Consider the following 25,355-nt stretch of genomic DNA (forward strand, 5'->3'; position numbering starts at 1 on the left):
GAATACTTTTATAGTTGTACGATGACGTACGACATCATCAAAACCAACAACAATCTTTCGACAGAAAGTCTTTACCCAGGGTGTTCGAATAATGAATCCACAAGAACTGAAGTCCATCCTCTCTCACGGTCTGCTGTCTTTCCCCGTGACCGATTTCAACGCCCAGGGCGATTTCCACCAGGCGGGTTACATCAAGCGCCTGGAATGGCTGGCCCCTTACGGCGCTACAGCCTTGTTCGCCGCAGGCGGCACCGGTGAGTTTTTCTCCCTGGCCGCCAGCGAATATTCTCAAGTGATCAAGACTGCCGTTGATACCTGCGCCACCAGCGTGCCGATCCTCGCGGGTGTCGGCGGTTCGACGCGCCAGGCTATCGAATATGCGCAGGAAGCCGAACGTCTGGGCGCCAAAGGCCTGCTGCTGCTGCCGCACTACCTCACCGAAGCCAGCCAGGACGGGGTTGCCGCCCACGTTGAAGCAGTGTGCAAATCGGTCAAGATCGGCGTGGTGGTCTATAACCGCAACGTCTGCCGCCTGACGGCGCCGCTGCTGGAACGCCTGGCTGAGCGCTGCCCGAACCTCATTGGCTACAAGGACGGTCTGGGCGACATCGAGCTGATGGTGTCGATCCGTCGCCGCCTCGGTGATCGTTTCAGCTACCTTGGCGGCCTGCCGACTGCAGAAGTCTACGCCGCGGCCTACAAGGCCCTGGGCGTGCCGGTGTACTCCTCGGCGGTGTTCAACTTCATCCCGAAAACCGCGATGGACTTCTACCACGCGATTGCCAGGGATGATCACGCCACCGTCGGCAAGATCATCGACAACTTCTTCCTGCCTTACCTGGACATTCGTAACCGCAAAGCCGGTTATGCCGTGAGCATCGTCAAGGCCGGTGCAAAAATCGCCGGTTACGACGCAGGCCCGGTGCGCACGCCGCTGACCGATCTGTTGCCGGAAGAATACGAAGCCCTGGCCGCGCTGATCGATAAGCAAGGCCCGCAATAAGACATTTACAAGGCCGCTGAGCAATCAGCGGCCTTTTGCGTCAGGAGAAGATTCGTGTCCCAATCCAAGCGTTTTGAACACTACATCAATGGTCAGTGGGTGGCCGGTGCTGACTACTGCACCAACATCAACCCGTCGGAGTTGTCCGATGTCATCGGCGAATACGCCAAGGCTGATGTCGCTCAAGTCAACGCTGCTATCGACGCCGCCCGCGCCGCGTTCCCGGCCTGGTCCACCTCGGGTATCCAGGCACGTCACGATGCACTGGATAAAGTCGGCAGCGAAATCCTCGCTCGCCGTGAAGAGCTCGGCACGTTGCTGGCCCGTGAAGAAGGCAAGACCTTGCCCGAAGCCATCGGTGAAGTGACCCGCGCCGGTAATATCTTCAAGTTTTTCGCTGGCGAATGCCTGCGCTTGTCAGGCGACTACGTGCCGTCGGTGCGTCCGGGCGTCAACGTCGAAGTCACCCGCGAAGCCCTCGGTGTGGTTGGCCTGATTACGCCGTGGAACTTCCCGATTGCCATTCCTGCGTGGAAAATCGCGCCGGCCCTGGCCTACGGCAATTGCGTGGTGATCAAGCCCGCCGAGCTGGTGCCGGGTTGTGCCTGGGCATTGGCGGAAATCATCTCTCGCGCCGGTTTCCCGGACGGTGTGTTCAACCTGGTGATGGGCAGCGGCCGTGTGGTCGGTGATGTGCTGGTCAACAGCCCGAAAGTCGACGGTATCAGCTTCACCGGTTCCGTCGGTGTGGGTCGCCAGATCGCGGTCAGCTGTGTGTCGCGCCAGGCCAAAGTGCAGCTGGAAATGGGCGGCAAGAACCCGCAGATCATTCTCGACGACGCCGACCTCAAGCAAGCGGTGGAGCTGGCGGTGCAGAGCGCGTTCTATTCCACGGGCCAGCGTTGCACGGCGTCCAGCCGTTTGATCGTGACCGCCGGCATCCACGACCAGTTTGTCGCGGCCATGGCCGAGCGCATGAAGTCGATCAAGGTCGGCCACGCCCTCAAGAGCGGCACCGATATCGGCCCCGTCGTGTCCCAGGCCCAACTGGACCAGGACATGAAGTACATCGATATCGGCCAGAGCGAAGGCGCGCGGCTGGTCAGCGGTGGCGCCCTGGTGACGTGCGACACCGAGGGCTACTTCCTGGCGCCGACGTTGTTTGCCGACAGCGAAGCGTCCATGCGCATCAGCCGCGAAGAAATCTTCGGCCCGGTGGCCAACGTGGTGCGCGTAGCCGACTACGAGGCGGCGCTGGCCATGGCCAACGACACCGAGTTCGGCTTGTCGGCCGGTATCGCCACCACGTCGCTCAAGTATGCCAACCACTTCAAGCGTCACTCCCAGGCCGGGATGGTGATGGTCAACCTGCCGACCGCCGGCGTGGATTACCACGTGCCGTTCGGTGGCCGTAAGGGCTCATCCTATGGTTCGCGTGAGCAGGGTCGCTATGCGCAAGAGTTCTACACCGTGGTGAAAACCAGCTACATCGGTTCGTAATACGCAACACCCAGTGGGGGCCGGATGCGTGCCGGACCCCACGACAAAAACAGAAAACCATTACCCGCAAAAAAAATAATTAGTGGGAGTACTTCTACATGCAAGCGACCAAGCCGACCCACGTCCGCTATTTGATCCTGCTCATGCTGTTTGTGGTGACCACGATCAACTACGCCGACCGGGCCACCATCGCCATCGCGGGCTCCAGCCTGCAAAAAGACCTCGGCATCGACGCGGTCACCCTCGGTTATATCTTCTCCGCATTCGGTTGGGCCTATGTGGCCGGGCAAATCCCCGGTGGCTGGCTGCTGGACCGGTTCGGCTCGAAAAAAGTCTATGCCCTGAGCATCTTCACCTGGTCTCTGTTCACCGTGCTGCAAGGCTATGTCGGTGAGTTCGGTCTCTCCACCGCCGTGGTCGCGCTGTTTATGCTGCGCTTCCTGGTAGGCCTGGCCGAAGCGCCGTCCTTTCCGGGGAATGCGCGGATCGTGGCCGCCTGGTTCCCGACCGCAGAGCGCGGCACGGCTTCGGCGATCTTCAACTCGGCGCAGTACTTCGCCACGGTGCTGTTCGCGCCGCTGATGGGATGGATCGTCTACCGCTTCGGCTGGCAGCACGTGTTCATCGTAATGGGCGCGATCGGTATCGTGTTCTCGCTGATCTGGCTGAAAGTGATCCACAGCCCGCGTCAGCACCCGATGATCAATGAGGCCGAGCTCAATCACATCGCCGCCAATGGCGCGATGGTCGATATGGACCAGGACAAAGCCAAGGGTAAGAAAACCGACGGGCCGAAGTGGGATTACATCCGTCAGTTGCTCACCAACCGCATGATGCTTGGCGTGTACCTCGGCCAGTACTGCATCAATGGCATCACCTACTTCTTCCTGACCTGGTTCCCCGTGTACCTGGTGCAGGACCGTGGCATGACCATCCTCAAGGCCGGTTTCATCGCCTCGTTGCCGGCGATCTGCGGCTTTATCGGCGGCGTGCTCGGCGGGGTGATTTCCGATTACCTGCTGCGCAAAGGCCACTCGCTGACCTTCGCCCGCAAGGCGCCGATCATTGCCGGCCTGCTGGTCTCCAGCAGCATCATCGCGTGCAACTATGTTGACGTTGAATGGATGGTGGTGGGCTTCATGGCCTTGGCCTTCTTCGGCAAGGGTGTTGGCGCACTGGGCTGGGCGGTGGTGTCTGACACCTCGCCGAAACAAATCGCCGGTCTCAGTGGCGGCCTGTTCAACACCTTCGGTAACCTGGCGTCGATCACCACACCGATTGTCATCGGCTACATCATCAGTACCACCGGTTCGTTCAAGTGGGCCCTGGTGTTTGTCGGCGCCAACGCGCTGGTGGCGGTGTTCAGCTACCTGGTGATCGTCGGCCCGATCAAGCGTGTCGTACTCAAAGAGCCGCCAAGCAAAGGGCCTGAGTTGACCAACCTAACCGAAGCGCATTCCTGAGAGGCCCTGTGATGCAGTTGATTGAACATGCCGACTCGCCGCGCTCCATTCGCCTGCACGAGCGCGACAACGTAGTGATCGTGGTCAACGACCAGGGTGTACCGGCCGGGACCGAGTTCCCGGACGGCCTGGTGACCGTGGATTTCATCCCCCAGAGCCACAAAGTGACCCTGGAGGATATCCCCGAAGGCGGTCAGATTATTCGCTACGGACAGACCATCGGTTACGCCCTGGCGCCGATTCCGCGTGGCAGTTGGGTCCAGGAAGATCAACTGCGCATGCCTACCGCGCCACCGCTGGACAGCTTGCCGCTGTCCACCGAGGTGCCCGAGGGCCAGGCGCCGCTGGAGGGCTACACGTTCGAGGGCTACCGCAATACCGACGGCACTGTCGGCACGCGCAATATCCTGGGCATCACCACCACGGTGCAGTGCGTGACCGGGGTGCTGGACCACGCGGTCAAGCGCATCAAGGAGGAGTTGCTGCCCAAGTACCCCAACGTCGATGACGTGGTGGCGCTGACTCACAGTTATGGCTGCGGGGTGGCGATCACCGCGACGGATGCCTACATTCCGATCCGTACTGTGCGCAACTTGGCGCGCAACCCGAACCTGGGCGGCGAAGCCCTGGTGATCAGCCTGGGCTGCGAGAAACTGCAGGCCGGCCAGGTGATGCACGACAACGACAGTTCCGTCGATTTGAGCGAGCCGTGGCTGTATCGGCTGCAGGACTCCAGCCACGGCTTCACCGAGATGATCGAGCAGATCATGGAACTGGCCGAAGTGCGCTTGAAGAAGCTCGACCAGCGCCGCCGGGAAACCGTGCCGGCGTCCGAGCTGATCCTGGGCATGCAATGCGGCGGCAGCGATGCGTTTTCCGGCATCACCGCCAACCCGGCACTGGGCTACGCCTCGGATTTGCTGCTGCGGGCGGGCGCGACGGTAATGTTTTCCGAAGTCACCGAAGTACGTGATGCCATCTACCTGCTGACCTCTCGCGCACAGACGAAGGAAGTGGCCGAAGAGTTGGTCAGAGAAATGGACTGGTACGACCGTTACCTGGCCAAGGGCGAAGCGGACCGCAGTGCCAACACCACGCCGGGCAACAAGAAGGGCGGGTTGTCGAACATTGTCGAGAAGTCGTTGGGCTCCATCGTCAAGTCCGGCAGCAGCGCGATCAACGGCGTGCTGGGCCCTGGCGAGCGCTTCAAGGGCAAGGGCCTGATTTTCTGCGCCACCCCGGCCAGCGATTTTGTGTGCGGTACGTTGCAACTGGCGGCGGGGATGAACCTGCATGTATTTACCACCGGTCGTGGCACGCCTTATGGGCTGGCGATGGCGCCGGTGGTGAAGGTATCGACCCGTACGGAACTGGCGCAACGCTGGCCGGACCTCATCGACATCGACGCCGGGCGCATCGCCACCGGGCGCGCGAGTATCGAGGAGTTGGGCTGGGAGTTGTTTCACTTCTACCTGGACGTGGCCAGCGGCAAGAAGAAAACGTGGGCGGAGCATCACAAGCTGCACAACGACATTACCTTGTTCAACCCGGCGCCGATCACCTGAGATCGAGTCGTCTGCATCGGGGCAAGCCCCCTCCCACACTTGAAGGTATTCACAATTCAAACTGTGGGAGGGGGCTTGCCCCCGATTGCGGTCTAACAGGCACCGCTGAGCTGCATGGCTTATCATTAGCCACCTAACGACGCTCACCAAGGTTCTCCCCGGCATGCTGGCTATCTTTCTCACTACCCTCACGATCACCGCGCCGGTGTTTGCCATGCTGTTTCTGGGTGTGCTGCTCAAGCGCATCAACTGGATCAACGACAACTTTATCCACACCGCATCGTCCCTGGTGTTCAACGTCACCATGCCGGCGTTGCTGTTCCTCGGCATCCTGCACGCCGACCTGCATTCGGCGCTCAAGCCGGGCCTGCTGATCTACTTTTCCGTGGCCACGCTGGTGAGCTTTGCGCTGGCCTGGGCCTGGGCCATCTTTCGTTGCCGCAAAGAAGACCGTGGCATCTATACCCAAGGCGCGTTTCGCGGCAATAACGGGGTGATCGGTCTGGCGTTGGCCGCCAGCATGTATGGCGACTACGGCATCTCCCTCGGTGCGATCCTCGCGGCGCTGGTGATCCTGTTCTACAACACCCTGTCGACCATTGTGCTGGCGGTGTACAGCCCGGTGATCAAGTCCGACCCGTGGAGCATCTTCAAAAGCGTGATCGCCAACCCGCTGATCATCAGCGTGATTGCCGCCGCGCCGTTCGCGTACTTTCAGATCGGTCTGCCGGGCTGGCTGGAAAAATCCGCCCAGTATCTGGCCGACACGACCTTGCCGCTGGCGCTGATCTGCATCGGCGGTACCTTGTCCCTGGCGGCGCTGCGCAAAAGCGGCAGCATGGCCTTGAGTGCGAGCCTGATGAAGATGATCTGGCTGCCGCTGCTCGCCACCCTGGGCGCTTGGCTGCTGGGCTTTCGCGGGGCGGAACTGGGGATTCTGTTCTTGTACTTCGGTGCGCCGACGGCGGCTGCCAGTTTTGTGATGGCTCGCGCGGCCGAGGGCAATCATGAACTGGCGGCGGCGATTATTGTGATCACCACGCTGATGGCGGCGGTGACCACGAATATCGGGATCTTTGTGTTGCAGGCCGGGGGCTGGATCTAGGCGTCCTGCTGGTAGCTGTCGATCACTTCCTGCGCTGCCCGAAACGCATCGATGGCGGCCGGTACCCCGGCGTACACCGCACAATGCAGCAGCGCCTCGCGAATCTCTTCCACGGTACAGCCATTGTTCAGCGCGCCGCGCACATGGCCCTTGAGTTCCTGCGGGCACTTGAGCGCGGTCAGGGCGGCGAGAGTGATCAGGCTGCGGGTCTTGAGCGGCAGCCCGTCGCGGTTCCACACGGCGCCCCAGGCGTGCTCGTTGACGAAGTCCTGCAGCGGCTGGGTGAACGCCGTGGCGTTGCCCAGTGCGCGGTCGACGAATGCGTCGCCCATCACCTGGCGACGCATCTCAACCCCGGGTGTTTTCTGCTCGGTCATGACGATTCCCTCTTGTGTTGGCGGCGCCAGGCTCGCAGCGTGCTGAACAACAGGAAAGCCACCAGCACTGGCAGGATGTAATACACCATCAAGTGTTCAAGTTTGTTGGCCAGGGGCATGCCGGTGGTGAACGACATCACATGCAGCCCATACGCCAGGTACAAGCCCAGCAGCACCAAACCTTCGGCACGGGTCACGCGGTAGCCGGTATAGAACACCGGCAGGCACAGCACCACCACGCCCAGCATCACCGGCAAATCGAAATCCAGCGCATTGGGCGACACCGACAGCGGCGATGGCGCGAGCACGGCGGTAAGGCCCAGCACGCCCAGCAGGTTGAACAGGTTGCTGCCGATCACGTTGCCTACGGCGATTTCCCGCTGGCCGCGCAGGGCGGCGATCAGGGAGGTGGCCATGCACGGCAGCGAGGTGCCGACGCCGATCAGTGTCAGGCCGATAATGCGTTCCGACAGGCCCAGGTCGCCCGCCACATCCACTGCCGCACCCAGCAGCAGGTGGCCGGCCAGTACCAGGATCAGCAGCCCGCCGAGCATCAGCAGCACACTGCTCGGCCACGGCGCCCGTGCCACGGTGTCGAGCGTGCGCGGGCGCCGTGAGTGTCGGGTCTGATAATGCAGCACGCCGAGATAGGCGCTCAGGGCCACCAGCAGCAACACGCCATCGAGCGGCGTGAGTTCTTCATTGGCGGCCAGGGTGAACACCAGCAGCCCGGCGAGGATCATCACCGGAATATCCAGGCGTACCAGTTGGCGCGACACCCGCAGGGGGATGATCAGCGCAGAAAGGCCCAGGGTCACCAGGATGTTGAAGATGCTGCTGCCGATCACACTGCCCACGGCAATGTCGGTATTGCCGGCCAGGGTGGCCTGCAGGCTGACCGTCATCTGCGGCGCGCTGCTGCCGAAGGCCACGATGGTCAAGCCGATGATCAATGGCCGTACCTTGAGGCTCGCCGCCAGGCGCACGGCGGCGCGCACCAGGATTTCGGCGCCAAGGATCAGCAACACGAGGCCGCTGGTCAGTTCGAGCAGGCTCCAGGGGGAGAGGGCGGTTAATCCGAAAATGGCCAGGGCTCCTTTGCGCTGTGGTTCAGTTGCTCAGGGCTTGCACGCGAACGCGGGCGGTGCCGCTGCCGAGCATACCCAGTTGCTCGGCCGCCTTGCGGGAAAGATCAATCAAGCGCCCACGGGCATGTGGGCCGCGATCGTTGATGCGCACCACCACGGCTCGATCGTTGTTCAGGTTGGTGACCCTGACCTGAGTGCCGAAGGGCAGGCGCCGATGGGCGGCGGTCAGGGCGTTCTGGTTGAAGGGTTCACCGCTGGCAGTCTTCTTGCCATGGTGTCTGGCGCCGTAATAGGAAGCGGTGCCGGTTTCGTCGTAGCCATTGGGGTCGATGATGCCGCTGGCGCAACCGCCTAAAAGAGAGAACAGGGCCAGGAGGCCGAGTAGACGCTTCATTCCAAGGTTACCCCGTTACAAATGTGGGAAGGGGCTTGCCCCGATAGCAGTGTCAGCCGCCACTGGGTTGACTGAATCACCGCTATCGGGGGCAAGCCCCCTCGCACAGGGAGTCCGAGTTAAGCGTGAAGTCTCACTCGGACCATTCATCGCTGTCAGCCTTCAAGCTTGCTTTTGAGCAGCTCGTTCACCTGTTGCGGGTTGGCCTTGCCCTTGGAGGCTTTCATGGCCTGGCCCACAAAGAAGCCGAACATCTTGCCGCGCTTGGCCTCGTCTGCCGCACGGTACTGCTCGACCTGCTCGGCGTTGGCCGCGAGCATTTCATCGAGTACGGCCGAAATCGCGCCACTGTCGGTGACTTGCTTGAGGCCGCGCTTTTCGATGATCTCGTCGGCACTGCCTTCGCCGCTGGCCATGGCTTCGAACACGGTCTTGGCGATCTTGCCGGAGATGGTGTTGTCCTTGATGCGCAGCAGCATGCCGCCCAGTTGCTCGGCGGTGACCGGTGCTTCGTCGATTTCCAGGCCCTGTTTGTTCAACAGGCTGCCCAGCTCGACCATCACCCAGTTGGCCGCCAGTTTGGCGTCACCGGCAATGCTTACGACTTTTTCGAAGTAGTTGGCTTGTTCGCGGCTGGAGGCCAAAACGCTGGCATCGTAGACCGACAGGCCGAACTGCGCCTGGAAGCGCTCGCGTTTCTGCTGTGGCAATTCCGGCAGGGTGGCGCGGATGTCATTGAGGAACGAATCCTCCAGCACCACCGGCAACAGGTCCGGATCGGGGAAGTAACGGTAGTCGTTGGCTTCCTCTTTACTGCGCATGGCGCGGGTTTCGTCCTTGTTCGGGTCGTACAGGCGCGTTTGCTGGATAACCTTGCCGCCATCTTCAATCAGTTCGATCTGGCGGCGCACTTCGCTGTTGATCGCTTTCTCGATAAAGCGGAACGAGTTGACGTTCTTGATCTCGCAGCGGGTGCCGAATTCGACCTGGCCCTTTGGACGGATCGATACGTTGCAGTCGCAACGCAGCGAGCCTTCGGCCATGTTGCCGTCGCAGATACCCAGGTAGCGCACCAGCGCGTGGATGGTTTTGACGTAGGCCACGGCTTCCTTGGCGCTGCGCATGTCCGGCTCGGAGACGATCTCCAGCAGTGGCGTGCCGGCGCGGTTCAGGTCGATACCGGTAGCGCCCGGGAATTCTTCGTGCAGGCTTTTACCGGCATCCTCTTCCAGGTGGGCGCGGGTTACGCCGACACGTTTGATCGTGCCGTCTTCCAGCGGGATGTCCAGGTGGCCCTTGCCGACGATCGGCAGTTCCATCTGGCTGATCTGATAGCCCTTGGGCAGATCCGGGTAAAAGTAGTTCTTGCGTGCAAACACGTTGTGCTGGCCGATTTGGGCGTCAATCGCCAGGCCGAACATCACCGCCATGCGTACCGCTTCCTGGTTCAGCACCGGCAGTACGCCGGGCATGCCCAGGTCGACCAGGCTGGCCTGGGTGTTGGGCTCGGAGCCGAACGTGGTGGCGCTACCGGAGAAAATCTTCGATTGGGTGGCGAGCTGGGTATGAATCTCCAGCCCGATCACGACTTCCCATTGCATAGTGTTCTCCTCAGAAGCCGGTAGGGGTGCGGGTGTGCCAGTCAGTGTGCAACTGGTACTGGTGCGCCACATTGAGCAGGCGGCCTTCCTGGAAATACGGGGCCAGCAACTGCACGCCCACCGGCAGGCCATCGACGAAACCGGCCGGCATGGACAAGCCTGGCAAGCCCGCGAGGTTGGCGGTGATGGTGTAGAGGTCTTCCAGGTACTCGGCGATCGGGTCGCCGGTCTTGGCGCCGATCTTCCAGGCCGGGTTCGGCGTGGTCGGGCCGAGGATCACGTCGACTTCTTCGAAGGCGGCCATGAAGTCGTTCTTGATCAGGCGTCGGATTTTCTGCGCCTTGAGGTAGTAAGCGTCGTAATAGCCGGCCGACAGGGCATACGCACCGACCATGATGCGGCGCTGCACTTCGGCACCGAAGCCTTCGCCACGGGAGCGCTTGTACAGGTCGGTGAGGTCCTTCGGGTTCTCGCAGCGGTAGCCGAAGCGCACGCCGTCGAAACGCGACAGGTTGGAGGAGGCTTCCGCTGGCGCGATCACGTAGTAGGCAGGAATCGCGTGCTGGTTGTTCGGCAGGCTGATTTCCTTGATGACGGCGCCGAGCTTTTCCAGCTCTTTGATGCTGTTATGCACCAACTCGGCGATGCGCGGGTCGAGGCCGGCGCTGAAGTATTCCTTCGGCACGCCGATGCGCAGGCCCTTGATCGAGGCGTTGAGGCTGGCGCTGTAGTCCGGCACCGGTTCATCGATGCTGGTGGAATCCTGCGGGTCGAAGCCGACCATGCCCTGCAGCAGCAGCGCGCAGTCTTCGGCGCTGCGGGCCAGCGGGCCGCCCTGATCGAGGCTGGAGGCGTAGGCGATCATGCCCCAACGGGAGACGCGACCGTAGGTCGGCTTCAAACCGGTGAGGTTAGTGAACGCCGCCGGCTGGCGGATCGAACCGCCGGTGTCGGTGGCGGTGGCCGCCGGCAGGAAACGCGCGGCAACGGCGGCTGCCGAACCCCCGGACGAACCACCCGGCACGTGTTCCAGGTTCCATGGGTTTTTTACCGCGCCGTAGTAGCTCGACTCGTTGGCCGAACCCATGGCGAATTCGTCCATGTTGGTCTTGCCCAGAGTCACGGCCCCCGCCGTCGCGAGCCTGGACACCACGGTGGCGTCGTAGGGTGCCTTGAAGTTGTCGAGCATCTTCGAGCCGCAACTGGTGCGAATGCCCTGGGTGCAGAACAGGTCTTTGTGGGCGATCGGGGCGCCCAGCAGTGCGCCGTTCTCACCGTTGGCGCGACGGGCGTCGGCGGCCTTGGCCTGGCTCAGGGCCAGTTCTTCGGTGAGGCTGATGAAGCTGTTGACCTTGGGGTCCAGCTCGGCGATGCGCGCCAGCAGGGTTTTGGTCAGCTCTTCGGAGGAAAACTTTTTATCGGCGAGACCGCGGGCGATCTCGGCCAGAGTCATGTGATGCATGAAAGGCTCTTTCCCTTTAGTCGATGACTTTCGGAACCAGGTACAGGCCGTTTTCGACCGCTGGCGCGATGGACTGGTAGGCCTCGCGATTATTGCGTTCGGTCACCACGTCTGCGCGCAGGCGCTGGCTGGCTTCCAGCGGGTGAGCCAGGGGCTCGATGCCGTCGGTGTCTACGGCCTGCATTTGGTCAACCAGCCCGAGAATGCTGTTCAGGGCTGCGGTGGTCTGTGGAAGATCGGCATCATTAAGGCCAAGCGAGGCCAGATGCGCGATTTTTTCCACGTCGGAGCGTTCAAGCGCCATGGGAATCTCCAGTGGAAAACAGAACGGAGGCTGTCCGTGTGTTAGATTGTCGGAACACTACCGCATTTCTACGGTCTTACGGCCGCGATTGTGGGGGTTGGTGCACAGAAAGTCGGCCAATTTAGCACATTGGCGCCTTGCCCAAAATCCCTGTCGTTGTTAGAGTTTGCCGCACTTTTTTACCCACGCGTTGCCTAGGGTCCCTTTCCCATGTTCAAGAAACTGCGTGGCATGTTTTCCAGCGATCTTTCCATTGACCTGGGCACTGCCAACACCCTTATTTACGTGCGCGAGCGCGGTATCGTTCTGAATGAGCCATCGGTTGTGGCCATTCGGACCCATGGTAATCAGAAAAGTGTCGTTGCCGTCGGCACCGAGGCCAAGCGCATGCTCGGCCGAACACCCGGCAATATTGCTGCCATTCGTCCGATGAAGGACGGCGTGATCGCCGACTTCAGCGTCTGCGAAAAGATGCTGCAGTATTTCATCAACAAGGTTCACGAAAACAGTTTCCTGCAGCCCAGCCCTCGTGTGCTGATCTGCGTTCCCTGCAAGTCCACCCAGGTGGAGCGTCGCGCCATCCGTGAATCGGCCCTCGGCGCCGGTGCTCGCGAAGTGTTCCTGATCGAAGAGCCAATGGCTGCCGCCATCGGTGCCGGCCTGCCGGTTGAGGAAGCGCGCGGTTCGATGGTGGTGGATATCGGTGGTGGTACTACCGAAATCGCCCTGATTTCCCTGAATGGTGTGGTGTATGCCGAATCCGTCCGCGTGGGCGGCGACCGTTTCGACGAAGCGATCATTACCTACGTGCGCCGTAACTACGGCAGCCTGATCGGCGAATCCACCGCCGAGCGCATCAAGCAGGAAATCGGTACGGCCTATCCGGGCGGCGAAGTACGCGAAGTCGATGTTCGCGGTCGCAACCTGGCCGAAGGCGTCCCTCGTGCCTTCACCCTGAACTCCAATGAAGTGCTGGAAGCTCTGCAAGAGTCGCTGGCCACTATCGTTCAGGCGGTGAAAAGCGCCCTGGAGCAATCGCCGCCGGAATTGGCGTCCGACATCGCCGAGCGCGGCCTGGTCCTGACCGGTGGTGGCGCCTTGCTGCGCGACCTCGACAAGTTGCTGGCCCAGGAAACCGGCCTGCCGGTGATCGTCGCCGAAGACCCGTTGACCTGTGTTGCCCGTGGCGGTGGTCGTGCACTGGAAATGATGGATAAGCACACCATGGACCTGCTCTCCAGCGAATAAGACATTGCTGGTTTGCCCATGCGTCGCCCACAGGCAGCACTTTGCAGTGCTGCCTGTGGGCGTTTATCTTCTTCAATCTGCATCCAGGCCGGTTTGATGCCGTATGAATAAAGAGAACATTTGCCTGGGAGGAGCGGCCTATTAAACCGCTTTTCGCCAAAGGCCCCTCATTGGGCGTGCGCTTATTGGTGCTGGTCGTGCTTTCGGTCGCGTTGATGGTGGTCGACGCGCGCTTCGCACTGCTCAAGCCGGTGCGCAGCCAGATGTCGCTGGTGTTGATGCAGACTTACTGGATCACCGACCTGCCGCAACGTCTCTATCAGGGCGTGGCCAGCCAATTCGGCAGCCGCACTGAGCTGGTCGCCGAGAACGAAAAACTCAAGACTGAAAACCTGCTGCTGCAGGGGCGCATGCAAAAGCTCGCGGCCCTGACCGAGCAGAACGTTCGGCTGCGCGAGTTGCTCAATTCGTCTGCACTGGTCAACGAAAAGGTCGAAGTGGCCGAGTTGATCGGCATGGACCCCAACCCCTTTACCCATCGCATCATCATCAACAAGGGTGAGCGCGACGGCGTAGTCCTGGGCCAGCCGGTGCTGGATGCGCGTGGCCTGATGGGCCAGGTGGTCGAGCTGATGCCCTACACCTCGCGGGTATTGTTGCTGACGGATACCACCCACAGCATCCCTGTGCAGGTCAACCGTAACGGGCTGCGCGCGATTGCCAGCGGTACCGGCAATCCCGAGCGTCTGGAGCTGCGCCACGTGGCCGATACCGCCGACATCAAGGAAGGCGACCTGCTGGTCAGTTCCGGGCTGGGGCAGCGCTTCCCCGCTGGTTACCCGGTGGCGACGGTCAAGGAAGTGATCCACGATTCCGGCCAGCCGTTCGCTATTGTGCGCGCCGTGCCCACTGCTGCCTTGAACCGCAGCCGTTACCTGCTGCTGGTATTCAGCGACAACCGCACCCCGGAAGAGCGCGCCAACGAAGCCGCCCAGGCCCAGGAAGCGGAAGACAAAAAGAACGGCACCTCACCGATCATCCCCGCGACGGTGCCCAAGCCCGCGCCGGCAACTCCTGCGGCGCCGGCAACAGCGCCGGCAGCGACCGCGCCTGTGGCCACGCCGGCCAAGCCTGCGGCTCATGGCGCCCATCCGGTCAAGCCCGCCGCCACTAAGCCGCCTGCAACCACCGCGCCAGCCACCAAGCCGCCCGCGGCTGCGGCCCCGGCAGCTACGCGGCAGGAGGAATAATGGCCAGTACCCATTCGCGAAATGGCTGGATCGTCTGGCTGACGTTTGCCATCGGTTTATTGCTCAGCGTGTCGCCACTGCCCCAGTTCATGGAAATCCTGCGCCCGCTGTGGCTGGCGCTGCTGCTGGCCTTCTGGTCGTTGAACCTGCCGCATAAAGTCGGCATGGTCACCGCCATGTTCCTGGGCTTGGCGCAAGACGTACTCTATGGCACCTTGCTGGGCCAGAACGCGCTGATTCTGACCCTGATTACGTTCCTGGTGTTGTCGTTGCAGCAGCGTCTGCGCATGTTTCCGATGTGGCAGCAGTGCCTGGTGATCCTGGTGATCTTCGGCCTGGCGCAGTTGGTACAGTTGTGGCTCAGTGCCCTGACCGGCAATCGTCAACCGACCCTGGCGCTGGTATTACCGGCACTGGTCAGTGCTTTGCTGTGGCCGTGGATCAGTTTCGGCCTGCGCGGGTTACGTCGCCGCTATAAGATCAATTGAATGGATTGCGAGGCTCTGCCTGGTTATCGAACCCTACAGGGAGAGTCTGCAATGAATACGCTGTATCTGGCCTCCGGCTCCCCCCGGCGGCGTGAACTGCTGACCCAGATCGGTGTGCCCTTCACCGTGGTCAGCGCCGCAATTGATGAAACTCCCCTCGCAAATGAATCCGCTGTTGCCTATGTCGAGCGTCTGGCGCGCGGCAAGGCGGCGGCTGGTTTTGCCGCGCTTGGGCAAAGCTTGGGCGGTTGTGTGCTGGGCGCCGATACGGCCGTGGTGGTGGATGCAAAGATCCTCGGCAAGCCCGTGGATCAGGCCGATGCCCTGGCTATGTTGATGGCGTTGGCGGGGCGCGAACACGAAGTCCTGACTGCCGTCGCCCTGACGGATGGCACGCGTTGTGAAGCCCTATGTGTCAGCAGCCTTGTACGTTTTCGCGCCATCTCGTTGGAGGAGGCGACAGCCTACTGGCGCAGCGGCGAACCGCGGGATAAGGCCGGCGGCTATGCTATTCAAGGGCTGGGGTCGGTGTTTGTGACAGGGCTCAACGGCAGCTATTCCGCGGTGGTCGGCCTGCCGGTGTGCGAAACCGCGCAACTGCTCGCTCGATTCGACATACCCTGTTGGCAAAACCTTACCGTGCGCTGAATGCGTTACTCCAGCGCCCAGCCTTAAGCGATCGGTCACTATTGTGAAAACGCCTGAACGAGACCCAGCCATGAGTGAAGAGATTCTGATCAATATCACGCCGATGGAATCGCGCGTGGCGGTGGTAGAGAACGGTGTTCTGCAGGAAGTGCACGTCGAGCGAACCCAGAAACGCGGGATCGTAGGCAATATCTACAAAGGCAAAGTGGTGCGGGTATTGCCGGGCATGCAGGCGGCGTTCGTCGACATCGGCCTGGACCGCGCGGCGTTCATCCATGCGTCGGAGATTTCCCTGCGTGAAGGTCCGTCCGTCGAGAGCATCAGCGCACTGGTGCACGAAGGGCAGAGCCTGGTGGTGCAAGTCACCAAGGACCCCATCGGCTCAAAGGGCGCACGCCTGACCACTCAACTGTCGATTCCGTCGCGTTACCTTGTGTATATGCCGCGTACGGCCCATGTCGGCATTTCCCTGAAGATCGAAGACGAAGCCGAGCGCGATCGTCTTAAGAAAGTGGTCAGCGATTGTGTGGCCGCCGAAGGTATCAAGGAGGCGGGCGGGTTCATCCTGCGCACTGCCGCCGAAGGTGCCGGCGCCGATGAGATCCTTATGGACATCCGCTACCTGCGGCGTTTATGGGACCAGATCGGCGCACAGATCAAGACCATCGGCGCCCCCAGCGTGATCTATGAAGACCTGGGCCTGGCGCTGCGTACCCTGCGCGATCTGGTCAGCCCCAAGATAGAGAAAATTCGCATCGACTCGCGGGAAACGTTCCAGCGCACCACGCAGTTTGTCGCCGAGTTGATGCCGGAAATTGCCGACCGCCTGGAACACTACCCCGGCGAGCGGCCGATCTTCGATTTGTACGGCGTCGAGGACGAAATTCAGAAAGCCTTGGAGCGCAAAGTGCCGCTCAAGTCCGGTGGCTACCTGGTGGTGGACCCGGCGGAAGCCATGACCACCATCGATGTCAACACCGGAGCGTTCGTCGGCCATCGCAACCTTGAGGAAACCATCTTCAAGACCAACCTCGAAGCGGCCACGGCGATTGCCCGCCAGCTGCGCCTGCGCAACCTTGGCGGGATCATCATCATTGATTTCATCGACATGGAAGATGAAGAGCATCAGCGTCAGGTCTTGCGCACGCTCGAAAAGCAGCTGGAACGCGATCACGCCAAGACCAATATCATCGGCATCACCGAGCTGGGGCTGGTGCAGATGACCCGCAAGCGTACCCGTGAAAGCCTGGAGCAAGTGCTGTGCGAGCCGTGCAGCAGCTGTCAGGGCCGGGGGAAATTGAAAACTCCGGAAACGGTTTGCTATGAGATTTTCCGGGAAATCTTACGAGAGGCGCGGGCGTATCAGGCCGAAGGATATAGAGTGCTTGCCAACCAGAAAGTGGTTGACCGATTGCTGGATGAAGAGTCCGGTAACGTCGCCGAGCTGGAGGTGTTTATCGGCCGTACGATTCGCTTCCAGGTCGAAACCATGTATTCCCAGGAACAATACGACGTGGTGCTGCTCTGATCCCCATTCGCTTTCCTTTTACGCGAGCGGCGGCCTTTGTGCCGCCGTCCGACTACTGCCTTGAGGGTCGCCCGACATGGAGCGTCTGATACGCTTTTTTGCCGCTTTGACCCGTTGGGGCCTCGGCCTGTGCGCTTTGCTGCTGGTGTTGGCGGCCGTGTATGTGAGCCTGGGGCGCCAGTTGACCCCGCTGGTGGCCGAGTACCGGGCTGAAGTCGAAGCCAAGGCCGAGGCTGCGTTGGGCATGCCCATGCATATCGGGAGTCTTGAAGGGCGCTGGAGTGGCTTTGCGCCCGTGCTGCGTGCCCATGACGTGATGGTGGGCGAGGGCAGCAGCGCCCTGCGCCTGGACCAGGTCGAAGTGGTGCCGGATATCTGGGCCAGCCTGACCGCGCGCGAAGTGCGCATCGCTCACCTGCAACTCAGCGGCCTGCAGTTGAGCGTCAAGGAAGACAAGGACGGCCATTGGGCTTTGCAGGGCCTGCCGGTGCAGGACGACCAGCCGCTGGACCCGCAGCAGGTGCTGACACGCATGCAGCAGGTCAAGCGTGTATCGCTGCTCGACAGCCAAGTGACCCTGCAGCCGTTTGACCAGCCGCCGTCGACCCTCACCTACGTCGGCTTGAGCCTGCACACCGGCATGACCCGCCAGCGCCTAGATGCGCGCCTGACCCTGCCCGATGGCCAGCCGCTGGCCTTGAGCCTGCGCAGCCGCATCCGCGCCAGCCAATGGAAGGACGCCGAGATCCAGGCCTATGCGAGCCTGCCTCAGAGCGACTGGGCCAAATGGATTCCGGCTCGGCTGACCGGGCAATGGAAGCTCACGCAATTCAAGGCCGGTGGCGAGCTGTGGCTGAACTGGGGCAATGGCGCCGTGCAAAGCGCGGCGGTGCGTCTCAACTCGCCTCAGGCCAAAGGCAGCTATGCCGAGCGCAAGCCGGTGCATATCGAGAACCTCGCTCTCACCGCTTATCTGCAACGCAGTGATACCGGCCTTAACGTCCTGGTCGATTCGCTGGCGATGAGCCTGGGGGAAACCCGCTGGGAATCGCGCATGCAGTTGCAGCAGACGCTGGCTACCGAAAAGGCGCTTGAAGTCTGGAAGTTGCAGGCCGACCGGCTGGACTTGACGCCCATCACACCGCTGCTCAACGCACTGGCTCCGTTGCCGGAAGGCTTTGCCAAGGCGGTTGAACACATCAAGGCCACGGGGCTGCTGCGCAATGTTCTGGTGGATTTCCGTCCCCAGGACAGCTCCGATCAGAAAGTCAGTTTTGCCGCCAATCTCGAACGTGTGGGCTTTGATGCCTATTTCGGCGCGCCGGCCGCGCGTAACGTATCCGGCAGCATCAGCGGCGACCTGGGGCATGGCGAGCTGCGCATGGACAGCAAGGATTTTTCCCTGCACCTGGACCCCATCTTCGCCAAGCCCTGGCAGTACATTCAGGCCAACGCGCGCCTCACCTGGACCCTGGACAAACAAGGGTTCACCCTGATCGCACCGTATATCAAGGTGCTGGGAGAGGAGGGCAAGATCGCCGCCGATTTCCTGATCCGCCTGCATTTCGACCACAGCCAGGAAGACTACATGGACCTGCGTGTCGGCCTGGTCGACGGCGACGGGCGCTTCACGCACAAGTACCTGCCGGCGGTGCTGAGCCCGGCCCTGGATGAATGGCTGCGCACGGCGATCGTCAAGGGCGCGGTGGACGAAGGCTTCTTCCAGTATCAGGGCTCGCTGAACCATGATGCGGTGCGCGCGGCGCGTAATATCAGCCTGTTTTTCAAGGTGCATGACGCCGAGCTGGCGTTCCAGCCGGGCTGGCCCCATGTGAGCAACGTCGATGGCGAGGTGTTTGTCGAGGAGAGTGGCGTGCGCATCCTGGCGAGCAAGGGCCAATTGCTCGATACCCAGGTCAAGGATATCTACGTCAATATTCCCCATGCTCCGGCGGGCAAGGACAGTCATTTGCTGCTTACCGGTGGTTTCGCCGGCGGCCTGGGCGATGGCCTGAAGATCTTGCAGGAAGCGCCGATCGGCACGGCGTCGACCTTCGCCGGCTGGAAAGGCGAAGGCGACCTGCAAGGCAAGCTGGACCTGGATATCCCCCTGGCCAAGGGCACCGAACCCAAGATCGTGGTGGACTTCCAGACCGACAAGGCACGCCTGCAACTGGCCGAGCCGACCCTGGATCTGACGCAGCTCAAGGGTGAATTCCGTTTCGACAGCGCCAAGGGCCTCAGTGGCCAGAACATATCCGCCCAAGCGTTTGAACGACCGATCACTGCGCAGATCTTCGCCGATGGCAAGCCGGGCAATATCAGTACCCGGGTCGTCGCCAAAGGCCAGGTCACGGTCAAGCGACTGACAGACTGGTTGAAAATTACCCAGCCGTTGCCGGTGTCCGGTGATATTCCCTACCAGTTGCAGCTCGATCTGGACGGGGCCGACAGTCAGTTGATGGTCAGTTCCAATCTCAAAGGCGTAGCGGTGGACCTGCCGGCACCGTTCGGCATGCCGGCCAGCCAGGGCCGCGACAGTACGTTTCGCATGACCCTGCAAGGCGCCGAGCGGCGCTACTGGTTCGACTACGGTGAGCTGGCGAACTTCACCTTTGCCGCCCCCCCGGACAAGTTCAACGAGGGCCGCGGTGAGTTGTTCCTCGGTGATGGCGATGCGGTGTTGCCCGGTGGCAAAGGCTTGCGCATTCGTGGTGTGCTCTCGGAGCTGGATATCGACCCTTGGAAAAAGCTGCTGAATCAATACGCCGGCAACGATCCCGGCGGCAGCGCCAAGCAACTGCTCAGCAGTGCCGATTTCAAAATCGGCAAGCTTACGGGGCTGGGCACTCAGTTCGATCAGGTCAGCCTGCAGTTGGACCGCAAACCCGCCGCGTGGGCCGTGCAGCTCGATAGCCGGCAGGCCAAGGGCAGCGTCAGCCTTCCGGACGCCAAGGGCGCTCCGATTGCGATCAACCTGCAATACGTCAAGCTGCCGGCGGTGGACCCGACCGTACAGGCTGACGAGAACGCACCGGACCCATTGGCCAGTATTGACCCCAAGGATATACCCGCGCTGGATATCGCCATTGATCAGCTGTTCCAGGGGCCGGACCTGATCGGGGCCTGGTCATTGAAGATCCGGCCTACCGCCAAGGGCCTGGCCTTCAACAGCCTGGACCTGGGCCTGAAGGGCATGCAGCTCAAGGGCGCCGGGGGTTGGGAGGGAGCACCGGGCGACAGTAGCAGTTGGTACAAGGGCCGGCTGGACGGCAGGAATATCGCCGATGTGCTCAAGGGCTGGGGCTTTGCGCCCACTGTGACCAGCGAGGATTTCCATCTCGATGTGGATGGGCGTTGGCCGGGCTCGCCGGCCTGGGTCGGGCCGAAGCGTTTCTCCGGCAGCCTGGATGCAGCGTTCCGCAAGGGCCAGTTCGTCGAAGTCGAGGGCGGGGCCCAGGCCCTGCGGGTATTTGGCCTGCTCAACTTCAACTCCATCGGGCGTCGACTGCGCCTGGATTTCTCGGATCTGCTCGGTAAAGGGTTGAGCTATGACCGGGTCAAAGGCCTGCTGGCGGCGAGTAACGGCGTGTTCGTGACCCGTGAGCCGATTACCATGACCGGACCTTCGAGTAACCTGGAGCTCAACGGTACGCTCGACCTGGTGGCCGATCGCGTTGACGCCAAGTTACTGGTGACGCTGCCGGTGACCAACAACCTGCCGATTGCTGCGTTGATCGTGGGGGCGCCGGCGGTCGGTGGTGCGTTGTTCCTGATCGACAAGCTGATTGGCGATCGTGTCTCGCGTTTCGCCAGCGTGCAATACAAGGTCGAAGGGCCTTGGAAAGATCCGAAGATCACCTTTGACAAGCCATTTGAAAAGCCAAACTGAGTGAGCGTGCAGTAGCATGGTGTCCTCTATGTTTGGTGCATGCCCATTACGGAGTGTCGCCCCATGTCCTTTGCGGTAATTCAGATGGTCAGCCAGAGCGACGTGCCAGCCAACTTGGCCCAGGCCCGACGCTTGCTGGAACGCGCCGCTGCGGGCGGAGCCAAGTTGGCGGTATTGCCGGAAAACTTCGCTGCGATGGGGCGGCGCGACGTGGCGGATATCGGCCGCGCCGAGGCGCTGGGCGAAGGCCCGATCCTGCCATGGTTGAAACAGACCGCCCGCGACCTCACCTTATGGATAGTGGCAGGCACGTTGCCGTTGCCGCCTGAAGGTCAACCGTATGCCAAGCCCAACGCTTGCTCGTTGTTGATCGATGATCGCGGCGAAATCGTCGCCCGCTACGACAAGCTGCATTTGTTCGATGTCGACGTCGCCGATGCGCGAGGTCGCTATCGCGAGTCTGACGACTATGCTTTCGGCAACCACGTGGTGGTGGCGGATACCCCGGTTGGGCGTCTGGGACTCACCGTATGTTACGACCTGCGCTTCCCGGAGCTGTACAGCGAGCTGCGCGCCGCAGGGGCCGAACTGATTACCGCGTCGTCGGCGTTTACGGCGGTGACCGGCGCCGCGCATTGGGATGTACTGATTCGCGCGCGGGCCATCGAGACCCAGTGCTACCTGCTCGCAGCGGCGCAGGGCGGCGTGCACCCGGGACCACGGGAAACCTACGGTCACGCAGCGATTGTCGACCCATGGGGGCAGGTGCTGGCGCAACAGGATAAGGGCGAGGCGGTGCTGTTGGCCGCGCGCGACAGCAGTGAACAAGCGTCGATACGGGCGCGCATGCCGGTGGTCTGCCATCGGCGCTTTTTCTCGCAGGGCGCGCAGCGGCCTGCTTCGGAACGATGAATTTAAGGCCAAATCTATGAGCGAGTTGTTGTCCTCAGTCAGTGAACACCTCCTGGCACCCGGTGGCGTGACCATCGAAAACTTGCAAACGGTGTTGGGCGATCTGGCCGGGCCGGGCATCGACGCGGCCGACCTGTATTTCCAGGGGCAGATTTCCGAGTCCTGGTCCCTCGAAGACGGCATCGTCAAGGAAGGCAGTTTCAACCTTGACCAAGGCGTGGGCGTGCGTGCGCAGTCCGGTGAAAAAACCGGGTTTGCCTACAGCAATGCCATCACGCTGGAGGCCCTGGGCCTGGCGGCTCGCGCGGCGCGCTCGATCTCCCGTGCGGGCCAGCATGGCACGGTTCAGGCGTTCAGCAGCCAGGACGTGGCCCAGTTGTACGCTCCGGATAACCCCCTGGAAGTGATCAGCCGCGCCGAGAAGGTCGAGCTGCTCAAGCGTGTCGACGCCGCCACCCGCGCCCTGGACCCGCGTATCCAGCAGGTCAGCGTCAGCCTCGCCGGTGTATGGGAGCGCATCCTGGTGGCGTCCACCGATGGCAGCCTGGCGGCGGATGTGCGGCCGCTGGTGCGCTTCAATGTCAGTGTGATCGTCGAGCAGAACGGCCGTCGCGAGCGCGGCGGCCATGGCGGCGGCGGGCGAACCGACTACCGTTATTTCCTCAGCGAGGATCGCGCCATGGGCTATGCCCGGGAAGCGCTGCGTCAGGCACTGGTGAACCTGGAAGCCATTCCGGCGCCGGCGGGCACCTTGCCGGTGGTGCTGGGTTCGGGCTGGTCCGGAGTGTTGCTCCACGAAGCGGTGGGCCATGGCCTGGAAGGCGACTTCAACCGCAAGGGCAGTTCCGCCTACAGCGGGCGCATGGGCGAGAGCGTCGCCTCCAAGCTGTGCACCATCGTTGATGACGGCACACTGGCCGGCCGGCGTGGGTCGCTGAGCGTGGACGATGAAGGCACCCCGACCGAATGCACCACCCTGATCGAAAACGGGGTACTCAAGGGCTACATGCAGGACAAACTCAATGCGCGGCTGATGGGCGTGGCGCGCACCGGCAACGGTCGTCGCGAATCCTACGCGCACCTGCCGATGCCGCGCATGACCAATACCTACATGCTTGCCGGTGAAAGCGACCCGGCGGAAATCATCGCCTCGGTCAAGCGCGGTATCTACTGCGCCAACCTTGGCGGCGGCCAGGTGGATATCACCAGCGGCAAGTTCGTGTTCTCCACCAGCGAAGCGTACTTGATCGAGGACGGCAAGATCACCGCGCCGGTCAAAGGCGCAACATTGATCGGCAACGGGCCGGAGGCCATGAGCAAGGTGTCCATGGTGGGTAACGATCTGTCCCTGGACAGCGGCGTGGGTACGTGCGGAAAAGATGGGCAGTCAGTGCCGGTGGGTGTCGGCCAGCCAACGCTGAAGATTGATGCGATTACCGTGGGTGGCACGGGGTCGTAAGCAGGGAGCTTCGGGTGGCGAAGGCCGCCACCCGGGGAAGAGGATCAGCGCAGGCCGCGTTGAGTCTCGTCCAGCTCACGGATGTACTTGAAAATTTTACGGCTGGTGGCCGGCGCCTTGTTATGCGCCAGTTCGTGCTGGGCCTGACGGATCAGGGAGCGCAGTTGTTGGCGATCCGCATCCGGGTAGTCCAGCACGAATTTCTCCAGCACCGCGTCATCGCCCGAGATCAGGCGGTCACGCCAGCGCTCCAGGTTATGGAAGCGTTCGTTGTACTGGCGAGTGGAGGCATCGGTTTGATCGAGCAAGGCCAGAATGGCGTCAATGTCCTGATCGCGCATCAGCTTGCCGATAAACGAAATGTGCCGCTTACGCGCGATGTTCGCGGTGTGCTTGGGCGCATCCGCAAGCGCCCGACGCATTTCGTCGGTCAGTGGCAGTTTGGCAATCAAGTCTTTTTTGAGCGTCGTAAGGCGCTCGCCAAGGTCAACCAGAGCATGCAGCTCACGTTTGACCTGGGTTTTGCTTTTCTCCCCATCGAGGGAGTCGTCGTAAGAATCAACCATGGTGGCAGTCCGCAAAGAAACGCCGCCATGATAACCAGTCGGGGGCCGCTTGTCCGGCCCGGTCGCTCGATGGCCTTAACCGAAAGCAGAATTTGAGTGGAGAAAACCATGAGTGCAGCCCAAAGCGTCGGTCCGCAAGCGTTACCGGCACTGCAGGAACAAGTCGAGCAGATTCTTGCCGAGGCCAGGCGCCAGGGGGCCAGCGCCTGTGAAGTAGCTGTTTCGCTGGAGCAGGGGCTGTCGACGTCGGTGCGTCAGCGGGAAGTGGAAACCGTTGAGTTCAATCGCGACCAGGGGTTTGGCATCACGCTGTACGTGGGGCAGCGCAAGGGGTCGGCCAGTACGTCCGCCAGTGGTACGGAGGCGATTCGCGAAACGGTTGCCGCAGCGTTGGCAATCGCCAAGCATACCTCCGAGGATGAAAGTTCGGGCTTGGCCGACCAGGCGCTGATGGCCAAGGACGTGAAGGACTTCGATCTGTTCCATGCCTGGGATATCAGCCCGGAGCAGGCCATCGAACAGGCGCTGGTCTGCGAGGCCGCGGCCTTTGACGCCGACCCCAGGATCAAAAATGCCGATGGCACCACCTTGAACACCCACCAGGGGTGCCGCGTGTATGGGAACAGCCATGGTTTTATCGGTGGTTACGCGTCCACTCGCCATAGTTTGAGCTGCGTGATGATCGCCGAAGCCAATGGCCAGATGCAGCGTGATTACTGGTATGACGTGAACCGTCAGGGCGATTTGCTCGCCGATCCAGCCAGCATTGGGCAGAAGGCCGCGCAGCGTGCCGCGAGCCGCCTGGGCGCGCGTCCGGTGCCGACCTGTGAAGTGCCGGTGCTGTTTTCGGCGGAGCTGGCCGGCGGTTTGTTCGGCAGTTTTCTCGGGGCGATTTCCGGTGGCAATTTGTATCGAAAATCCTCGTTCCTGGAAGGGGCGATCGGCCAGACGTTGTTTCCAGAATGGCTGACCATCGATGAACGCCCACACTTGATGCGTGCCATGGGCAGTACTTCCTTCGACGGTGATGGCCTGGCGACCTATGCCAAGCCCTTTGTCGAGAAAGGCGAGTTGGTGTCCTATGTGCTGGGCACGTATGCCGGGCGCAAACTCGGCTTGCCCAGCACCGCCAATGCGGGCGGCGTACACAACCTGTTCGTGACCCACGGCGACGAAGACCAGGCGGCGCTGTTGCGGCGGATGGGGCGCGGCCTGCTGGTAACCGAATTGATGGGCCATGGCCTGAACATGGTTACCGGTGATTACTCCCGTGGCGCGGCGGGTTTCTGGGTGGAAAACGGCGAAATTCAGTTTGCCGTCCAGGAGGTCACCATCGCCGGCAATATGCGCGATATGTTCAAGCAGATCGTCGCGGTAGGGAATGACTTGGAACTGCGCAGCAACATTCGCACCGGTTCGGTCTTGATCGAGCGGATGACTGTCGCGGGTAGCTGACGCTCCGAGCGATTTATGGAAAGGCGCGCCATCCCAGTGATGGCGCG

General features: G+C 61.8%; 21 protein-coding genes. 14 read left to right on the forward strand and 7 right to left on the reverse strand.

The annotated features are described in order from the left end of the window. The first annotated feature begins 91 nt into the window (after nucleotides 1–91). The 5 genes from kdgD (at nucleotide 92) to QRN10_RS04245 (ending at nucleotide 6,636) form a co-directional block, all read left to right on the forward strand. The gene (kdgD, locus tag QRN10_RS04225) at nucleotides 92–1,003 is read left to right on the forward strand and encodes a 5-dehydro-4-deoxyglucarate dehydratase (protein ID WP_253510464.1); all 912 of its coding nucleotides are present in this window, start codon (nucleotides 92–94) and stop codon (nucleotides 1,001–1,003) included. Nucleotides 1,004–1,057: 54 nt separating this feature from the next. Continuing rightward, a complete protein-coding gene (locus QRN10_RS04230; RefSeq protein ID WP_285427896.1) occupies nucleotides 1,058–2,503 on the forward strand; it encodes an aldehyde dehydrogenase family protein in 1,446 nt (481 codons plus the stop codon). Nucleotides 2,504–2,601: 98 nt separating this feature from the next. Continuing rightward, nucleotides 2,602–3,966, forward strand: a complete 1,365-nt coding sequence (locus QRN10_RS04235) for an MFS transporter (RefSeq protein WP_285427897.1) — start codon at nucleotides 2,602–2,604, stop codon at nucleotides 3,964–3,966. An 11-nt stretch (nucleotides 3,967–3,977) separates the two neighbouring features. Beyond that, nucleotides 3,978–5,531 carry a galactarate dehydratase gene (garD, locus tag QRN10_RS04240; RefSeq protein ID WP_285427898.1) on the forward strand — a complete coding sequence of 518 codons (1,554 nt, stop codon included), beginning with the start codon at nucleotides 3,978–3,980 and terminating at the stop codon, nucleotides 5,529–5,531. A 163-nt stretch (nucleotides 5,532–5,694) separates the two neighbouring features. After that, the gene (locus tag QRN10_RS04245; RefSeq protein WP_181080612.1) at nucleotides 5,695–6,636 is read left to right on the forward strand and encodes an AEC family transporter; all 942 of its coding nucleotides are present in this window, start codon (nucleotides 5,695–5,697) and stop codon (nucleotides 6,634–6,636) included. Here QRN10_RS04245 and QRN10_RS04250 read toward each other — a convergent pair. The 6 genes from QRN10_RS04250 to gatC form a co-directional block, all read right to left on the reverse strand. Next, nucleotides 6,633–7,013, reverse strand: a complete 381-nt coding sequence (locus QRN10_RS04250; RefSeq protein WP_285427899.1) for a carboxymuconolactone decarboxylase family protein — start codon at nucleotides 7,011–7,013, stop codon at nucleotides 6,633–6,635. The two genes, QRN10_RS04245 and QRN10_RS04250, sit on opposite strands and share 4 nt — an antisense overlap. Continuing rightward, complete coding sequence (locus tag QRN10_RS04255) at nucleotides 7,010–8,056, reverse strand: calcium/sodium antiporter (RefSeq protein WP_285427911.1); 1,047 nt, start codon at nucleotides 8,054–8,056, stop codon at nucleotides 7,010–7,012. The genes QRN10_RS04250 and QRN10_RS04255 overlap by 4 nt, the downstream gene beginning before the upstream one ends. Nucleotides 8,057–8,123: 67 nt before the next feature. Then, entirely contained in the window at nucleotides 8,124–8,495 is a 372-nt protein-coding gene (locus tag QRN10_RS04260; RefSeq protein WP_181080614.1) for a septal ring lytic transglycosylase RlpA family protein, read from the reverse strand. Between the two features lie 155 nt (nucleotides 8,496–8,650). Then, nucleotides 8,651–10,096 carry an Asp-tRNA(Asn)/Glu-tRNA(Gln) amidotransferase subunit GatB gene (gatB, locus tag QRN10_RS04265; RefSeq protein ID WP_285427900.1) on the reverse strand — a complete coding sequence of 482 codons (1,446 nt, stop codon included), beginning with the start codon at nucleotides 10,094–10,096 and terminating at the stop codon, nucleotides 8,651–8,653. A 10-nt stretch (nucleotides 10,097–10,106) separates the two neighbouring features. Next, a complete protein-coding gene (gatA, locus tag QRN10_RS04270; RefSeq protein ID WP_285427901.1) occupies nucleotides 10,107–11,558 on the reverse strand; it encodes an Asp-tRNA(Asn)/Glu-tRNA(Gln) amidotransferase subunit GatA in 1,452 nt (483 codons plus the stop codon). Between the two features lie 16 nt (nucleotides 11,559–11,574). Then, complete coding sequence (gatC, locus tag QRN10_RS04275; protein WP_005784804.1) at nucleotides 11,575–11,862, reverse strand: Asp-tRNA(Asn)/Glu-tRNA(Gln) amidotransferase subunit GatC; 288 nt, start codon at nucleotides 11,860–11,862, stop codon at nucleotides 11,575–11,577. 210 nt (nucleotides 11,863–12,072) lie between these two features. Between gatC and mreB the strand changes: the two genes are divergently transcribed. The 8 genes from mreB (at nucleotide 12,073) to tldD (ending at nucleotide 23,287) form a co-directional block, all read left to right on the forward strand. Then, nucleotides 12,073–13,110, forward strand: coding sequence for a rod shape-determining protein MreB (gene mreB / locus QRN10_RS04280; RefSeq protein WP_002555108.1), 1,038 nt, complete (start codon nucleotides 12,073–12,075; stop codon nucleotides 13,108–13,110). A 140-nt stretch (nucleotides 13,111–13,250) separates the two neighbouring features. Further along, on the forward strand, nucleotides 13,251–14,360 hold the full coding sequence (gene mreC / locus QRN10_RS04285; protein ID WP_285427912.1) for a rod shape-determining protein MreC: 1,110 nt from the start codon (nucleotides 13,251–13,253) through the stop codon (nucleotides 14,358–14,360). Continuing rightward, nucleotides 14,360–14,848, forward strand: a complete 489-nt coding sequence (mreD, locus tag QRN10_RS04290; RefSeq protein ID WP_181080617.1) for a rod shape-determining protein MreD — start codon at nucleotides 14,360–14,362, stop codon at nucleotides 14,846–14,848. The genes mreC and mreD overlap by 1 nt, the downstream gene beginning before the upstream one ends. Before the next feature lie 51 nt (nucleotides 14,849–14,899). Beyond that, nucleotides 14,900–15,496 carry a Maf family protein gene (locus QRN10_RS04295; protein ID WP_266245990.1) on the forward strand — a complete coding sequence of 199 codons (597 nt, stop codon included), beginning with the start codon at nucleotides 14,900–14,902 and terminating at the stop codon, nucleotides 15,494–15,496. Nucleotides 15,497–15,566: 70 nt separating this feature from the next. After that, the gene (rng, locus tag QRN10_RS04300) at nucleotides 15,567–17,024 is read left to right on the forward strand and encodes a ribonuclease G (protein WP_285427902.1); all 1,458 of its coding nucleotides are present in this window, start codon (nucleotides 15,567–15,569) and stop codon (nucleotides 17,022–17,024) included. 76 nt (nucleotides 17,025–17,100) lie between these two features. Further along, the gene (locus QRN10_RS04305) at nucleotides 17,101–20,916 is read left to right on the forward strand and encodes a YhdP family protein (RefSeq protein ID WP_285427903.1); all 3,816 of its coding nucleotides are present in this window, start codon (nucleotides 17,101–17,103) and stop codon (nucleotides 20,914–20,916) included. A gap of 63 nt (nucleotides 20,917–20,979) precedes the next feature. Beyond that, on the forward strand, nucleotides 20,980–21,828 hold the full coding sequence (locus QRN10_RS04310; protein WP_285427904.1) for a carbon-nitrogen hydrolase family protein: 849 nt from the start codon (nucleotides 20,980–20,982) through the stop codon (nucleotides 21,826–21,828). Between the two features lie 16 nt (nucleotides 21,829–21,844). Then, nucleotides 21,845–23,287: a metalloprotease TldD gene (gene tldD, locus QRN10_RS04315; RefSeq protein WP_253510477.1), complete on the forward strand. Its 1,443-nt coding sequence runs from the start codon at nucleotides 21,845–21,847 to the stop codon at nucleotides 23,285–23,287. A gap of 44 nt (nucleotides 23,288–23,331) precedes the next feature. Here tldD and yjgA read toward each other — a convergent pair whose 3' ends face one another. After that, entirely contained in the window at nucleotides 23,332–23,853 is a 522-nt protein-coding gene (yjgA, locus tag QRN10_RS04320) for a ribosome biogenesis factor YjgA (RefSeq protein ID WP_181080623.1), read from the reverse strand. Between the two features lie 108 nt (nucleotides 23,854–23,961). Between yjgA and pmbA the strand changes: the two genes are divergently transcribed. Then, nucleotides 23,962–25,308, forward strand: coding sequence for a metalloprotease PmbA (gene pmbA, locus QRN10_RS04325; RefSeq protein ID WP_285427905.1), 1,347 nt, complete (start codon nucleotides 23,962–23,964; stop codon nucleotides 25,306–25,308). The last annotated feature ends 47 nt before the right edge of the window (nucleotides 25,309–25,355 follow it).

This window comes from Pseudomonas sp. lyk4-R2A-8 (genome assembly GCF_030209095.1).
Lineage (GTDB): Bacteria > Pseudomonadota > Gammaproteobacteria > Pseudomonadales > Pseudomonadaceae > Aquipseudomonas > Aquipseudomonas quebecensis.